The organism is Acetobacter suratthaniensis (assembly GCF_017377745.1).
Taxonomy (GTDB): Bacteria; Pseudomonadota; Alphaproteobacteria; order Acetobacterales; family Acetobacteraceae; genus Acetobacter; species Acetobacter suratthaniensis.
In genome coordinates this window covers 57,862-73,515 of the sequence record NZ_JAFVMG010000015.1, presented here as the reverse complement: position 1 = coordinate 73,515, position 15,654 = coordinate 57,862, and the positions used below count along the sequence as shown (strand labels likewise).

General features: G+C 56.7%; 13 protein-coding genes and 1 pseudogene. 9 read left to right on the top strand and 5 right to left on the bottom strand.

Annotation, left to right across the window (positions count from 1 at the left end; genetic code table 11):
• Nucleotides 1–202 precede the first annotated feature (202 nt).
• The 3 genes and pseudogenes from J2D75_RS12095 to J2D75_RS12085 all read left to right on the top strand — a co-directional run.
• Nucleotides 203–325 (top strand): annotated as a pseudogene (locus tag J2D75_RS12095) (IS5/IS1182 family transposase); the annotation flags it as partial.
• Nucleotides 326–539: 214 nt separating this feature from the next.
• Nucleotides 540–2,537, top strand: coding sequence for a site-specific DNA-methyltransferase (locus J2D75_RS12090; protein WP_207855068.1), 1,998 nt, complete (start codon nt 540–542; stop codon nt 2,535–2,537).
• Entirely contained in the window at nt 2,521–5,286 is a 2,766-nt protein-coding gene (locus J2D75_RS12085) for a restriction endonuclease (protein ID WP_207855067.1), read from the top strand. The genes J2D75_RS12090 and J2D75_RS12085 overlap by 17 nt, the downstream gene beginning before the upstream one ends.
• Nucleotides 5,287–5,476: 190 nt before the next feature.
• Here J2D75_RS12085 and J2D75_RS12080 read toward each other — a convergent pair whose 3' ends face one another.
• Nucleotides 5,477–6,031: a flavodoxin domain-containing protein gene (locus J2D75_RS12080; protein ID WP_207855066.1), complete on the bottom strand. Its 555-nt coding sequence runs from the start codon at nt 6,029–6,031 to the stop codon at nt 5,477–5,479.
• Between the two features lie 114 nt (nt 6,032–6,145).
• Here J2D75_RS12080 and J2D75_RS12075 point away from each other — a divergent pair, with 114 nt between their 5' ends.
• Together J2D75_RS12075 and J2D75_RS12070 are read left to right on the top strand one after the other, a co-directional pair.
• Nucleotides 6,146–6,538 carry a winged helix-turn-helix transcriptional regulator gene (locus tag J2D75_RS12075; RefSeq protein WP_341534978.1) on the top strand — a complete coding sequence of 131 codons (393 nt, stop codon included), beginning with the start codon at nt 6,146–6,148 and terminating at the stop codon, nt 6,536–6,538.
• An 82-nt stretch (nt 6,539–6,620) separates the two neighbouring features.
• The gene (locus J2D75_RS12070; protein WP_207855065.1) at nt 6,621–7,391 is read left to right on the top strand and encodes a glycosyltransferase family 25 protein; all 771 of its coding nucleotides are present in this window, start codon (nt 6,621–6,623) and stop codon (nt 7,389–7,391) included.
• 40 nt (nt 7,392–7,431) lie between these two features.
• Here J2D75_RS12070 and J2D75_RS12065 read toward each other — a convergent pair whose 3' ends face one another.
• The gene (locus J2D75_RS12065) at nt 7,432–8,007 is read right to left on the bottom strand and encodes a TetR/AcrR family transcriptional regulator (protein WP_207855064.1); all 576 of its coding nucleotides are present in this window, start codon (nt 8,005–8,007) and stop codon (nt 7,432–7,434) included.
• 131 nt (nt 8,008–8,138) lie between these two features.
• Here J2D75_RS12065 and J2D75_RS12060 point away from each other — a divergent pair, with 131 nt between their 5' ends.
• Complete coding sequence (locus tag J2D75_RS12060; RefSeq protein ID WP_265783029.1) at nt 8,139–9,353, top strand: MFS transporter; 1,215 nt, start codon at nt 8,139–8,141, stop codon at nt 9,351–9,353.
• A 66-nt stretch (nt 9,354–9,419) separates the two neighbouring features.
• Nucleotides 9,420–10,265: a PhzF family phenazine biosynthesis protein gene (locus J2D75_RS12055; protein ID WP_207855063.1), complete on the top strand. Its 846-nt coding sequence runs from the start codon at nt 9,420–9,422 to the stop codon at nt 10,263–10,265.
• Nucleotides 10,266–10,338: 73 nt separating this feature from the next.
• On the opposite strand, the gene J2D75_RS12050 is transcribed toward J2D75_RS12055, so the two are convergent.
• Together J2D75_RS12050 and J2D75_RS12045 are read right to left on the bottom strand one after the other, a co-directional pair.
• Nucleotides 10,339–11,931, bottom strand: a complete 1,593-nt coding sequence (locus J2D75_RS12050; protein ID WP_207855062.1) for an L-lactate permease — start codon at nt 11,929–11,931, stop codon at nt 10,339–10,341.
• Between the two features lie 129 nt (nt 11,932–12,060).
• A complete protein-coding gene (locus tag J2D75_RS12045) occupies nt 12,061–13,383 on the bottom strand; it encodes a lytic transglycosylase domain-containing protein (protein ID WP_243428722.1) in 1,323 nt (440 codons plus the stop codon).
• On the opposite strand from J2D75_RS12045, the gene J2D75_RS12040 reads away from it, so the two are divergent.
• Together J2D75_RS12040 and J2D75_RS12035 are read left to right on the top strand one after the other, a co-directional pair.
• Entirely contained in the window at nt 13,382–13,621 is a 240-nt protein-coding gene (locus tag J2D75_RS12040; RefSeq protein WP_207855061.1) for a hypothetical protein, read from the top strand. The genes J2D75_RS12045 and J2D75_RS12040 overlap by 2 nt on opposite strands.
• Before the next feature lie 182 nt (nt 13,622–13,803).
• Nucleotides 13,804–14,529: a phosphoribosyltransferase gene (locus J2D75_RS12035; protein WP_207855060.1), complete on the top strand. Its 726-nt coding sequence runs from the start codon at nt 13,804–13,806 to the stop codon at nt 14,527–14,529.
• Nucleotides 14,530–14,602: 73 nt separating this feature from the next.
• On the opposite strand, the gene J2D75_RS12030 is transcribed toward J2D75_RS12035, so the two are convergent.
• A complete protein-coding gene (locus tag J2D75_RS12030; RefSeq protein WP_207855059.1) occupies nt 14,603–15,637 on the bottom strand; it encodes a transporter in 1,035 nt (344 codons plus the stop codon).
• Nucleotides 15,638–15,654: the final 17 nt, after the last annotated feature.

The following is a 15,654-nucleotide window of genomic DNA, read 5'->3' as shown; positions in this document are numbered from 1 at the left end:
ACTCAGTTCAATCAATTAATAGGTCCTGAGCCTAATTCGACGTTAGAACGCCTACTGCATTGTCCAGGAAACGGTTCTTTCTTGGACATGTGGAAAATGGATACTGCGGTGTAGTCTCAAAGGGCGCAGCGGGTTAATATACCCGTTAAGTTTCAATGTCTCGGTTCTGTTAGTGAAACAGCGTATCGGATATGCTCGGGTCAAGACCAGTGGCGGACTACGTAAGACCCGCCACTGCGAGGCAGATCGCGTCGGTTGGATGTTTGCCCTGACAGCTACCGCTTATAACCTTGTCAGGTTACCAAAGCTGCTGGCGTTGGCGTGATAGTACCTGCAAATCCGCCCAAAACGGACGAACTGGCACAGAAGTGGCCGAGAAGGGAAGCCCCATAAAGGTTCGTCCTTCGGTCATATATAAAGAGCCGATCGAAAAATCGGAGATATTTCCGCAGCGTGTTAAAGGGCTGTGTCTGCGCCCATAAAGTGGCAGCAGGCTGAATACAAGCTGCTGTCAAGGAGCGGCTGATTGGAAGGCAAGAATGAGCGCAGATAAGCAGAATAACGCGGGCGGGCAGGATGCGCCCCAAGTCCCACTGGGAACGGGGGACGGGTACGATCATTTGCTCTCCCAACTTCGAGACTTGCTCCCGGAGGCATTCCCTGATGGTGAGCTTGATCAGGGACAGCTGCTGGTCGCTTTAGGATTGACGGAAAGCACTGAGACCTTCTCATTCACCTGGCCGGGTATGGGGCAAGCACGCACTGAAGCGCGTGCACCGACCACTGCGACGCTCATTCCAGACATCGACGCGTCTGTTAATTGGGAAGGTGCTGGCGATGTGCTGATTGAAGGTGATAACCTTCAGGTTTTGAAGCTTCTCAAGAACGGCTACGCGGGTGCCGTCAAGCTGATCTATATCGACCCTCCGTATAACACGGGTGATAGCTTTACCTATGACGATAATTTCTCTGTGTCCGAGAGCGAATACCTGATTGCGACCGGGCAGGTTGACGAACAGGGGCAGGCCACAACCGCCAAGAAGGAAAAGGGTGGTCGCAAGCACGCACCTTGGCTGACGATGATGTCCGCTCGGCTTATGGTGGCACGGCACCTTCTGCGGAGGGATGGTGTTTTTCTGGCTTCCATCGACAACAACGAAGTCCACCACTTGCGTCTTCTGCTCGACGCAGTTTTCGGAGCCGAAAACTTTGTGGACATGATCACGTGGCGAGGCGCTCGCAAGGGCGACTCCAAACTTATGGGAGGAGGTCAGGATTACATCCTCGTCTATGCGCGTGACCGTGAATGGCTGCGCAGCAACGATGTTCGCTGGCGTGAGCGCAAGGAGGGGCTAGAGCCGGTTTATGCCAAGGTTGATGAACTCCGTGAAAAGTTTGGCTCGGACTATGATGCCGCAACAAAGGCTTTGAAGGGATGGTATAGATCGCTTGCCGACGAGAACCCTTCGAAGGCTCATAGCCACTATGATCGTATCGACGAAAGAGGCATCTGGTTTCCAGACAATATTTCTAGCCCGAACTACCGCGAGAACCTTATTTATGACTGGAAAGGATATAGCCCCCCGGATAACGGTTGGCGATATGAAAAGTCGCGGATGGAAGAACTCGATGCAGATGATCGCCTAATATACCCTCAGGATAAAACCAAGCGGGTGCAGATCAAAGCGTATTTGCATATGAGGGAAACGTGGGCTCCACCTTCTGTCCTTTATCGTGATCGCCGTTCTGCTTCCAAGGTGCTTGATGAGCTGATGGGAGCCAAGGTTTTTGATGATCCCAAGAGCACGGATGTTTTGGCTCGATTGTTCCACGCCCTAACCGGCGACGGTGATTTGATTCTTGATTTCTTCGCGGGGTCTGGCTCTTCCGGTCACGCCGTCTGGGAGCAGAATCCGAAAGATGGCAAAACGCGTCATTGGGTTCTGGTACAGCGCCCGGAGTCGCCAGATATCTCAACTGAGTCAGGCAAAAATACACTGAGTGAAGGCTACCCTACGATCTTTGAGATTACAGCGGAGCGCCTTCGGCGAGTATCCGCACAACTGGACGGAGAGTTGGGTTTCCGGGTTTTTAGGACGCGTGAGACGAACTTGGTGATCGAGAAGCAGGTTTTTGCCAAGAAAGGGCAGGATGCCAACGAACAGTTGTCCATGATGCTGTCTGAGGCCGGGATGCCGCCTGTGAAGGAAGGAGCTGACCCTGTCGCGCTTGCATGGGAATTGGCACTCAAGGCAACAGACTGCCGCTTAGATGCCCAAGTTTCTTACTACAAGCACGAAGGTATCACGATCTACGAGTTTCGTCCGGTCATTGCGAAAGAAGACGATCTAAGCCGACTATTTGTTTGCCTGGACCCCTTTACTCTCAAGACGGCGGAACACATCGGTCTCACGGAAGACGATACGCTGATACTGCGTGGTGACAAGGTGGACAATGCCGTAACCCTGACGCTTGCGCCTCGTCTGCGCTCCAAACTTATTTTGCTGGAACGGGTGGCTCGTGAAGTTTCGCTTTGATGATCAGCCTCACCAAGTGGCTGCTATAGATGCCGTCGTTGACTTGTTCGAGGGGGCCTTGCTGCCACCCGCCAATATCGTGGCCGGTCAGGCGCCCGGAGCCGATGGAAATCAGGGCTTTCAGCTGAGCAATCAGACGCTGGCCGCTAACCTGAAGTCGGTCACCGCTCGTGAGGATGTGGACACTCAGGACACATTGGTTCTCATGAACGAAGAGGATTTACAGGATAACACGCGCGAGTTCCCGAATTTCTCTGTGGAGATGGAAACTGGAACCGGCAAGACCTATGTCTACATCGCTACAGCACTGCGTCTTGCCGAAACTTACGGACTCCGAAAATTCGTTATCTTAGTGCACTCGGTTGCGATCCGCGCTGGTGTACTCAAGACTTTCGAACAGACTTACGATCACTTTCGAAGTAAGTTTCCGAACCTATCCTACGGTTGGAACGTCATGGGTGAAAGTCGGGCGCTGGATGATTTCGTTGACCCTTCCAGCACGGTGCAGTTCTTGGTTGCCAGCATCCAGCTTTTAGATAAGCCAGATACCAACACTCTGTATTTCTCACCCGAGCAGGCACGCATCTGGGGCGAAGCTACCTCTGGGATCAAGAAAATTGCGCAGGCTAAACCCATTGTTCTGATCGATGAACCGCAAAACATGGCCACACCGCTTCGCAAGAGGGCGATTGCAACACTCAATCCACTAGTGGTGTTGCGTTACAGTGCCACGCACAAGGAGACCTTCAATCTTGTTCATCGGCTTGGTGCGAAACGAGCGGCCGAAATTGGCTTGGTCAAGCGGGTGGCAGTTAAAGGTATTGTTGCAGGGTCCGATGGCCAGCCGTACCTGCATTTCAAGAAGGTCGTCAGCAAAAGTAAGAAGCTTTTTTCGACGCTGATGATAGACAAAGCCACCAACAATAGTCCGCAACGCACGGAAATCGTCGTAAGTGTGGGAGACGATATCTACGATGAGTCAGGGCGTCTGGAGCAGTATCGCGGCCTGGTTGTCGATAATATCCTTCGCAAGCCCGATCGAATGGTGTTCGAAAACGGGTTGACCTTGAGCTTGGGTGAAGAGATCGGGGTTGACCAGCTGTCGACATGGCGCGACCAGGTTCGACAAACCATCCGTACCCATCTGGCCCGTCAATCGACTCTCAACGCCGCCCAGGTAGACGTAAAGGTTCTTTCCCTGTTCTTTGTGGAGCGCGTGGCTGACTATGTTGGTGACAACGCTCCCCTGCCGGAAATGTTTGACAGCATCTTCCGCGAAGAATGGGTTAGAGCGGGCGGAGACCAAGACAAGATACCAAATCCTGCGGAGCTGCGGGTAGCTTATTTTCCTTCAACGAAGACCGGTATCTTGAAGGACACCAAAGGTGGTTTGGCTTCGGAAGCCGAATTTGAGGCCAGAGCCTACAAGGAGATCATTGAACACAAGGAACTGATCTTAGACAAAGCCAACCCGCACGCTTTTATTTTCTCCCATTCGGCGCTGCGTGAGGGCTGGGACAACCCTAACGTCTTCCAGATCGGATTTCTGAGACATACGCGATCTGATACCGAGCGTCGTCAGCAGATCGGCCGTGGTTTGAGGTTACCGGTTGATCAAAGCGGCAATCGAATAGTTGACCCGTCTTTCAATCGCTTGACGCTGGTTGTTGACGAGTCATTCGCCGAATTTCGGGAAGGCTTGAATGCGGAATACATAGCCGCAGGCGGGAAGGCAGGTACGGCCCCTGATGTCGAGGACGCGAACTCTGAAGTTGTGATCCGTCGGCGCTCGTCAATGTTCGAAAGTCCTGAGTTTGCAGCTCTGTGGAACCGCATTCGTTATCGGGCAATCTATCGTGTGTCGGTGGACACACCTGCGCTTATTGCTGCGGTTTCTGCTTCAGAACATTTGGACGATCTTCGCTTCATCAAGGCTCGCGCGAATGTAGTGCAGTCGGCCGAACTTGTTTACGACGACAATGGTTTGGTCATCACTGAAGACAGCTCGGTCAGTGATGGTGCAGGAGAGAAGGTCCTAGTGGCCGGTCAGCGTCTGCCCAATGTCGTGCAGCTTGTTGAGGATAAACTACTCTACGGCAAGTTTCCCTTGCAACTCACTCGCCCAACGGTCGTAGCTGTTCTTCAAGCTATTCCTGATGCTTTTAAGGCGGCAGCTATCCATGACCCGGACCGTTGGGCCCGCGTGACAGCCCAGGCTATTCGCGTGGTGGTTATCGAGCAGATGGTGCAAAACATCACGTACGAGCCGATGGATGAGGACACTTGGTGGGACGCCAATGTCATTTTCTTGGAAGTGGAGGCGAAGATTGTGCCGAAGGTTGAGGCAGGAAAGCCTGCTCCCCAATCGGGCGTAGCCCCTGCGCCTGATGATGGCTTGAACCTCTTCGATCACGTCGACTACGACAGCCATGTCGAACGACATTTTGCTGAGCAGCTGGAAAACGACCGGGATCGGATCAAGCTCTTTACAAAGCTCCCTCGCCGATTCAAGGTTCGGACCCCGGTGGGGGAGTACTCACCGGACTGGGCGATTGTGTGTGATGAGAGCGGGACAGAGCGCTTGTATTTGGTGCGCGAAACTAAGGACACACTGAATCTCGACAATCTGGCTTGGGATGAGGCTTTACGCATTCGATTCGCCAAAAAGCACTTCGCCGTTTCGCCAAACGGGGAGGTGAACTTCAACAACACGACTGACAAGGATGGCTTGCGGATTGGCTCGTCGTGAGGTTGCTGTATGCAGTCAATTTTTCTGAGAATGGTGTTTTTCATGGCTTTTCGTAATTGTCTTTCCGCAACATATTGTTTTTGCTTATTTTTTATGGCTATTTATAATAGAGTGGGAATAATCCCCCTCCCCTGATACCGGCCTGACTGGCCGGGCGCAGCTTGCTGGCTGCGCCCGGCTTTTTTATGCCTCAGCCATGCAGGCGGGTAGCAATTTCTGCCACGCGGGCGGCGTACAGCTTGACGGTTTCGACATCACCACTGGGGATTTCATCCACACTGGCATCGGCCGGGCTCTGCACAAGAGCACCAACAGAACCGCCAAGGTTGTTGATGTCAGAACGGGTAGCCCCTTTGGTGTTGGCCGGAGCCAGACCAAGGCTGACCCAGATACCACCCTGCTGCGAGGCCAGCGTTTGCAGAAAAATCAGGGTAACCTGCTTATCGCCATTCAGGCTTGCACTGTTGGTAAAGCCACCGAATACCTTGTCCTGCCATGCACGGGTAAACCATTTTTTGGATGTGGCATCAGCAAATTTCTTAAACTGCCACGGCACGGAACCCATATAGGTCGGTGCTCCGAAAATAATGGCGTCTGCTGCATCCAGTGCGGCCCATCCGGCTTCTGCTACATCACCCTGCGCATCGACTTCGACCAGTTCAGCCCCCGTGGCCTGCGCTGCTGCTTCCGCGATCTGCTTGGTGTGGCCGTAGCCCGAAAAATAAACAATGACCGTTTTCGCCATGATCGTTCCTGCCTCTGTTAGACGTATCGACGGATACGCGGCCCGCATGGTATAATTTTGAAACTTACCCAACAAGAAGTTACCTTGCGGTAACCATCCCCGAAAGAAAGCCGCGTGTCCGAAACGACCAGCCCCACAGACCAGACAGCCGACCAGTACAATGTCTGTGCAAAAAACTGCCCGGCCAGAATGGTTTTCGAGCGGCTGGCGGACAAATGGACTTTGTTGATCATCCGGGTTCTGCGGCACAGCCCGTGCCGGTTTAACCAGTTGCGGCGCGAAATCGAGGGGATTTCGCAAAAAGCACTCAGCCAGACCCTGCGTAAGCTGGAGCGTGACGGTCTTGTCAGCCGCACGGCTTTCCCCACCGTGCCAGTGACTGTGGAATACGCCCTGACCACACTGGGCGAAACCTTGTCAAACCGGATCGCCCCGCTGCTTTCATGGGCGGAAGACCAGATCGAGCACGTGCTGGAAGCTCAGCGCCAATACGACAGCCGTCAGTAATAAAGCCTGTGCAATCCCTGCATGTATCGGATAAAAAACACTGTCCACGCCTAGGGCCGTCCAGAGTTTTCAGGAGTGATCGGTGTCGTTCCTTCGTCGTTTTGTCATCAATCTCGAACATGATCACGCTCGCCGCGCCCATATGCAAACCCAGCTTGAAGCGTTGGGGCTGGACGCCGAGTTCGTGCCTGCCGTGAATGGCCGGGCACTCACCCCCGCCGACCGTGCCCTGTACGACCGCCAGAAAGCCCTGCGTGTTTATGGCGTGGACATGATGGATACGGAAATCGGCTGTTATCTGAGCCATTACCGTCTGTACGAACGCATGGTGCGTGAAGACATACCGGTAGCCCTGATCATGGAAGATGACATTGCCATCAGCCCTGATCTGCCCGGTATCATTCAGGCTCTGATTGCCGAAACCTCTCCCGAGTGGCTGGTAGTACGTCTTGAATCGCTCCGTGGCCGGGTGCGTGAAGCCAAAACGCCAAAGTTCAAAGGAAAATGCGTCAAGCAGCTTGATCATGCCGGGCTTTATCGCCTGCACACACATGTTTTGGGTTTTGGTGCCTATCTGATCCGCAAAGAAGGCGCTGAGAAAATGCTACGTTACGGGCAGCATATTTTCATGCCCATTGACCAGACCATGGACAGATATTGGGAAAACGGCATTACGCCTTATATTGTCAGGCCTTTGCCCGTCCATCAGCGGCAGGATTTTGAATCGCGCATTGGTGCGCGTCCTCCCTGCCGCCATGTGGGGCAGGCTCTACCTGTTCAGATAGCCAGACGCATGCAAAGACTATCAGATGGTGTGCGCAAGCGGCTACACGCCCTGCTTAATCAGGCATGAAACTGCCTACATCAATCAGGAACAATGCAATCCGCCGCACTCAGGAGGACAGCAGTAAGCGCGCCAGTTTTCCCACCTGTGCAGCGGGGCCGGGTGCGCGAAAAACCTGCCCGCCCCCATAGGTACCTTCCATTAACAGAATAAGCCCATCTGTCAGCAGATCGGGATCAGAAACCGACAAGGCGCAGACTTTCTGTTTTACCCATTCGCGGATTTGCTGCTTCAGACGGGCGGCTTCCTGACGCACGGGATGCTCTGGCTCCGGGTATTCGACAATTGCATTGGTCAGCGCACAGCCACGATAGCCCGGCTGGCTTGCCCGCCACGCCAGACCATCAAAATACGCCACAAGCTGTGCGCGAGGGTTATCGGGATGATCATGGCAGATTACCGCAATCCTGTCCCAGAACTCCTGCTGGTAATCGCTCAGATAAGCGGTTGTCAGGCCGTCCTTGGAGTCAAACGCCCGGTAAAGCGAAGGCTTTGTGACACCCGCCTTATGCACGATTTCATCCACCCCCACGGCGCGGATTCCCTGACTGTAAAACAGATCACGCGCCGAACTGCGGATTTTATCGGCCGCACACGGGCGGGCAACAGCTTTGTGAGACGACATGCCTGAACTCGCAGCTTGACGATGTTACCGATCGGTACCTATGGTCAGGAGAATATAACTGACCGGTCATTACTATGATGAGTTCCGCCCCCCGAAACAAGAGCACACAACGGCCGCATGTTTTTGTCCTTGTGGTAGCACTTACATTTCTTGCGCTCCTGGTTTCCGCAGGTGTTCGGGCAACACCCGGCGTGCTGATGGTACCCTTGCAGGATACACTGGGCTGGAGCCGCAGCAGTATTTCGCTCTCGGCGGCGGCGGGTATATTTCTATACGGTCTTGTCGGGCCTTTCTCGGCAGCGCTCATGCAAACACTGGGCATCCGCCGCATGCTCATAGGCGCCCTGCTGCTGATTGGCCTTTCAACAATGCTGTCACTGGGCATGACGCAGCCTTGGCAGTTTTTCCTGACATGGGGTGTGCTCACCGGTTTTGGCACGGGTGCCGTGGCTATGGTGCTGGGGGCCACGGTGGTCAACCGCTGGTTTATCGCCCGGCGCGGTACGATCATGGGTTTGCTGGCCGCCAGCACGGCTACGGGTTCGCTCCTTTTTCTACCGGGCCTTGCCGCACTGGCACACCACTTTGGGTGGCGCGCCCCGGTCATGGCTGTGGCGGCAACAACCCTGATACTGGCACCGCTTATCGCGCTTTTTCTGCCTGAACACCCAGCAGATCGCGGGCTGGTACCTCACGGTGCGCAGGCAGACCATAAGCCACTACACCATACGGATCAGAACCCACTCCGCACGGCTATAACCGCGTTGCTGGCCGCCACGCGCATGCGGGATTTCTGGTTTCTGTTCGCAACTTTTTTTGTCTGCGGCTTCACCACCAACGGTCTGATCGGCACACATTTCATTGCTATCTGTGCCGATCATGGCATTGGGGAGGTTCCGGCAGCGGGTTATTTAGCCATGATGGGGCTGTTTGACCTTGTAGGCACCACCCTGTCCGGCTGGCTGACAGACCGGTTTGATGCACGCTGGCTGCTGTTTTCCTATTATGGCCTGCGGGGTGCCTCTCTCATTGCATTGCCTTTTATTGATTTTTCGCCTGAAAGCCTGACAATTTTCGGAATTTTCTACGGTCTTGACTGGATTGCAACGGTTCCACCCACCCTGCGCCTTTCCAATATGGCGTTTGGGGAGCGCTCAGCGCCCATCATTTTTGGCTGGATCGTTTTCGGACATCAGATCGGGGCGGCCTGCGCAGCCTCTCTCGCAGGATTGTTGCGGCAAGCACAAGGTAATTATCAGGATATGCTTATTCTGGCAGGCATTACAGGCGTTATCGCGGCATTTCTTGCCATCAGCATCGGCAGTCCACACAAAACCGCAGCCTGACTGAAACAATTAGGAAAAACCATGGATGATGCAAAACCGGCGCTCACGTGCGGAACTTCCAGCGCAATGGATCTGACATTTCAGCAGGTTGATGTTTTTGCCAGCGAAGCGTTTCAGGGCAACCCGCTTGCCGTTGTCGTGGGGGCGGATGCCCTGTCCGATACCCAGATGGCCCAGATCGCGAACTGGACAAACCTGAGTGAGACAACGTTTCTGCTAAAACCTACGCACCCCGAAGCAGATTACCGCGTGCGTATCTTTACCCCGCACACGGAATTGCCATTTGCAGGACATCCGACATTAGGCAGCGCCTCTGTCTGGCAGGCACTGGGGGGCAGACCACAGGCCGAACACATCATGCAGGAATGTGGTGCAGGGCTTATCCCGGTACGTGCGCAGGCAGGCCAACTGGCTTTTGCCGCACCACCACGGTGCCGGACAGGGGCGGTCGATCCGCATGTTCTGGCCACCATTATCAAAAGTCTGGGCCTGACAGCAGGCGATATTCTCGCTGCGGCATGGGCTGATAACGGCCCCGGCTGGATAGCGCTCCACCTGAAAAACCGTGAGGCCGTGCTGGCTATCCAGCCGGAGTGGACTCTGTTGCACGGGCATATGGTGGGCGTTGTCGGCGCATGGGACCCTGTGCGCGATGGCACGGAAGCCCAGTTCGAAATCAGAGCCTTTGCAGGCGAAGGACAGGGGTGGGAAGACCCCGTTACCGGCAGCCTGAATGCCAGTATCGCCCAATGGCTGATTGAAAGAGGGGCCGCGCCATCACGCTATATCGCCAGTCAGGGCACGGTGTTGGGCCGAACTGGTCGCGTATGCGTGGAACAGGCGGCGGATGGAGAAATCTGGATCGGTGGCTCTGTCAGCCCCCGCATTATCGGCCGTCTCGTTGTCTCATAAAGCCCGTTGCTGATCGTGCGGCTTTCCCCCGACAGACAAGGGAAAGCCGCACAAAACGGCTACAGAGCAGGCTTTATCGCAACACGAACTGTTGGAACACCACCACCACACCAATGCTGAAAGTCAGCACCAGACTGTGGCGGAACGTACGGGCCAGCACTACGCCCTCCTGCCCCTTGAGGGACGTAACCGCGACACCGGTGGTAATATTCTGGGGCGAAATCATCTTGCCCATAACACCACCAGAAGAATTAGCCGACGCAAACAGAACCGGATCAAGCGAAAGCTGATGGGCGGCTGCCACCTGCAGATTACCAAACAGCGCATTGCCCGATGTATCGCTGCCGGTCAGGAACACCGCAATCCAACCAAGGAAGACCGACACAAGCGGGAACACCATCCCTGCGGATGAAATGCCATAGCCCAGCGTATAGGTCATGCCGGAATAGTTCATCAGATAGGCAAGGCCGATTGTCAGCGCCACGGTTACAACCGCAAGCCAGCCCTGCCGCAGGGTGGTCAGCAAGGCCGCGCCGAGCTGCGCGAGTGTGGTGCGGGTCAGCAGGGCGGTAATGAAGGTCGCCACCAGAATGGCCGTGCCCGTGCCCAGAGGCTCGAACTTCCAGACCGCCGCATACGGCGTGTTATAAAGCGAGATATACACCGCCTTATCCAGCCCCGGCCAGTGAATGGGTGTTGCGCCAATATGCGCGATATGCAGCGCATCCCATGCGATCACCACCACAATAACCGTCACCCACGGAATCCAGCCCTGCCACAGCGGCACGGCGGAAGGCGTTTTTTCTTCCTGCGCCACTGCGCCAAGATCAATCGCATGCGCGGCATCTGGCTCGGGTTTCCAGACTTTCAGGAACAGAATGGTTGCCACCAGCGACACGCTGGAAGACAGCACGTTGCTCAGACTGTACAGCCCCGCACCAGACACCAGCAACAGTGTCAGGGCAAAGCTGCCACCGGCCACCAGCAGCACCGGCCATGTCTGCCGGATGGAGCGCCAGCCGCCATACAGCGCCATGACATAAAAAGGAATAAGGCAGGCAAAGGGTGTCAACTGGCGGCCGATTGTCGCCCCCAGCACATCCGCAGGCAGGCCGGTAATGGAGCCAAGCACCGTAACCGGAATACCCAGCCCCCCAAACGCCACAGGGGCTGAATTGAAAATCAGCACATAGGTCAGGGCATCAAGAGCGGGAAAACCCAGCATGATCAGCAAGGCGCTGGTAATGGCCACAGGCGTACCAAACCCCGCCACCCCTTCCAGTGCGGCACTGAAACAAAAGCCCAGTACCACCAGCATAATGCGGCGGTCATTGGGTACATGCCGCAAAATCCAGCCACGAAAGGCGTCAAACCGGCCATTTTTCATCGCCACGTTAAACAGGAACAGCGCCGAAAGCGCGATCCACATGACTGGCAGGAGAGAAAAAACAACGCCATTGCTGATACTGGCGGCAGCAAGCCCCACGGGCAGGCCCCATACGCCCACCGCCATGCCCAGCCCTACGAGCAGACCACCAAGCGTGGCCTGCCACGCCGGGCGGCGCAGCACCCCCATGACAAACAGCGTCACGAGAATAGGAGAGGCAGCCAGCAGAAAAGAAAAAAGAAGGCTATGCCCGACAGGCACCAGAGGCTGGATGAACATACTCTTATCCCAAACAAGATGCCCACCGAAGCTGGTGCGCACTCATGGAATGCTAAAAAGCCTACTCCCCGCCTTGTGCAAGAAAAAATCGCGTTATAACGGTTCTGCCCTTCATGGCCTTCTGGCGTGTCAGGATCTGGAACCGGGCGAAATCACCACGCAGCCGCTCAGTTTACGGCAGGCATCCTGTGCCTGAACATGCGAGAGATTGACCAGACGCGCCCGATACAGCTTACCGCCACGGCCGGGTACAGGGGCCACCTGCGGGCGGGCCTGCGCCAGCAATACCTGCGCACGCTGGCGGGCCTGCCCCGTGGCCTGCTGCGCCAGAGCCGCACTACCGAACGCTCCCACCTGAATGGCCCAGTTGCGCATCCCGCTATCGCGCGTCTGCCGGGTCATAAGCGGCACCGGCTCGGCCTGTGCTGCGGGAAACAGTCCGAAATGCACCCGCCGCCCGGCAGTACCGCCAGAAGCACTGGCCTGTGCTGCGGTATCATCAGCCGCACTGGTATCGGTTGCAGCCTCGTCATGGGGGAGCGCCTGCTCGGCCGGACTGTCAGCACTGGAAAGCTGGGCCACCTGCACCGGGGCGGACGCCCCACCCTGCACGGTATCCGTTGGCGCACCACTCTGGGAGGACGCCATGCGGCTGGCCCACGCTGCCCGCACGGCGGCAGCACTATCGGGAGCGGCATCGCTGCTGGCAGAAGAATCGGGGGCGGAATCATTGCCGATGGCGTCAGCAACCTGTACGGGCTGCTCTACCACACCCTTGCGGCTCCAGGCTGTCTGCACGGCGCTGATTTCATGCGCGCTGTTATCCGGCCCCACCGCACGGGCGGCGGCACGGGCCATGGAATCGTGGCTGGCCACCAGCAGATCAGCCTGTGAGCGGTTGGTGGGAGACACCCCGACAATGCGCCGCCCGATAGAGGCGACATAATTCCGTGTCTCACGCGGCAGGGTGCGGTTGCGGGTCAGAAAATCCTCCAGCCGCCCCGGCCCAGCGTTATAGGCCGCAAGAAAACCCGGAGACCCATACACATCGTAAAGCTGGCGGATATACGCCGTACCCGCCATGATGTTGTCATGCGGCTCGTAGGCATCATCACCCAGATTATAGGCCGAGCGCATTTCATCATAAGTGGGGGGCATAAGCTGCATCAGCCCCATCGCACCGGGGCCGGATGTTACAAGCTGGCCGTTATGGAACAGCCTGCCACCCGATTCCTGCACGATAACGGCACGCACCCAGGCCTCTGGCACATCAAAACGCTGCGAAGCCTCATGCACGTAAGGCCCCCACGGGTCTTCCGGCGGGCCGGGCGGGGCATAATAAGCGCGGGCATGAGCACGGTAGCGCGCAGCTTCTTCCTCCACCGGCATGGAAACGGTCTCGCCCGGATTGCCCGCACAGGCTGCCAGAACAGACAGAAGCCCCAGCGCCATGATAGCGCGCACAAGCCTGCCCCCCGCAGGGCGCGGCTGTTCACAGGGTCTGTCCATTATCCGCTCTTTCCGCACCTGCCTGCGACACTGGCTGGCTGCCATGCTGCTGATCCACCCTTCGCCTGAAACTGGCTGGCCCACATGCCTGCATGACCCACCCGCGACCATGTGCCTGACATGCCGGACACCCACCCGATGGGGCCGGTCATACCTGACAGGCACTATACCCCGCCCCTGACAGGGCGCAAGAAAAGCCGCATGCCCTGCGGCTACAGCATGATTTTGGTCTTTGCATGGCAAAGCGGGCAAAGCCATGCCGCCTTTTTCATTTCGATATGGTTACATTCTTGCCTGCAACGGGCGATCCTGTTCTTATGGCCCGCTATCCAGCGCCCAGCCCGCCAGATGAAAAGACCCGCAATGACCTCAAAACTGCATTATCAGAACCGTGGCTCCTACGGCGACAAGATCATTCCCGCCGCCGATATGCCCAGCCTGCCACCCCCACCCTATACCAACAGCTTTCCTGTCAAACTGCCTGATGGCGATTGGGCGGAACTCCCCTTCCTTGCCCTGCCGGAAGACTTCAACACCGCCATTGCCTATCTGTGCATTACGGAAAACTCGTTCGATCTGGAAGACAGGCTCAGCACCGCCATGGCCGATCTGGCCCGCCCGCTCGCACCCGATATTGTGGTGGGCATGCCAACGCTGGGCATGGTTCTGGCAGCTTCCGTGGCCAAAAAGCTCGGCCACCCCTATTACGTGCCGCTGTCCTACTCGCGTAAATTCTGGTTTGAGGATGAATTGTCCACCCCGGTTGTCTCTATTACCAGCCCGCTCAAACCCAAGACCGTCTTTATCGACCCACGCATGCTCTCCCGGCTTGAAGGCAAGCGGATCCTGCTGGTGGAGGACGTGATTTCAACCGGCGGCACAGTGCTGGCCGAACTGGAACTGATGAAAAAACTGGGCGGGACTGTGGTGGGGGTCATTACCGCCATCAAGGAAACCAATGTCTGGCAGAAAACGCTGGGCGATGCCTCACCCGACTACCCCGCACTGGTGCATGCCCCCATCAGTTGCCCGCTCTTTCGCAAGGTTACGGGCGGATGGGCACCGGATATGAGCACAATGCCCGACTAAGCCCCCACCCGGCATGCCATGCGGAGCACTTTTACCGCATGGCGTTACGGCATAAACCGGGCGGCGCGCGGCCCTAAAGCAGCTTGGTCATTTTCAGCACCAGCCATGTGCCGAGCATGATCAGAAAACACAGCCCTCCGGCATCGATCGTACCCCAGTTGCCCGAGGTCAGGAACATGCCGCCCGTATTCATGCCGAAAAAGCCCGTAACAAAGGTTGCGGGCAGCATCAGGGTTGTCCCCACGGACACGATATACAGGCGCCGGTTGGTTTCTTCTGCCTGATTGGATGTGAGTTCATCCTGCAAGGCACGGGCGCGATCCTGCAGGGCCAGAAGGTCATCCAGTGCGGCATGAACCTGCCGCTGCGAACGATCGCTCAGATCGTCCTCGGCCCATTCGGGCAATTCCAGTTCTTCATCCCGAAACAGCCGATCCACAGGGGCCAGCACGCGGCGCAGTTCTGTCGAACGGCGGCGCACAATACCCAGCAGACTGCTCACACGCCCCAGATCGGTATCGCGCGATATATCGAGCAGCACATCTTCCGTACGGTCGAGCAGGTCATCCAGCCGGGCAAAATCGCGCCGCAGGGTATCGGCAAATTCAAGCAGGGCGCGATCTACCACCTTGGCGGGCGAACGCGGCACAAGCCCACGCTGGAGTTCGTGATACACCACCCCCAGAGCCGGAATCGGGTGGCGGCGGGTTGTCAGCAGCAGGTCAGGCTCCAGCACAAAGCGCCATGTGCTGACATTCCGCTCGTCATCAGTCGAGGTGTCGTCAAACGCGGGCAAGGCGCCGAACACGATGTCGCCATCGCTATCGAGCCGGGTGCTGCGCTCCACATTGGTCAGCACCTGCCGCACATCTTCGGGCAGCGAGGGAATGGTTTCTATCTGGGTACGCGAGAGCGTATGCACGATATCGAAATGGAACCAGGCCCAGCCATCCTGCCCGTCAAATCCGGGCGGGAAGGAGCCGGTCATCAGCCGGTGGTGCACCACATCGCGGTCAAGCTCCACCGGTTCCTGCCCAAAACGGCAGAAAATACCCCAGACCAGCCCATCTCGCGGCGAAATACCGGCCTCGCCCTGTTCCAGAGACATGGCCCCGCCGGGCAAGG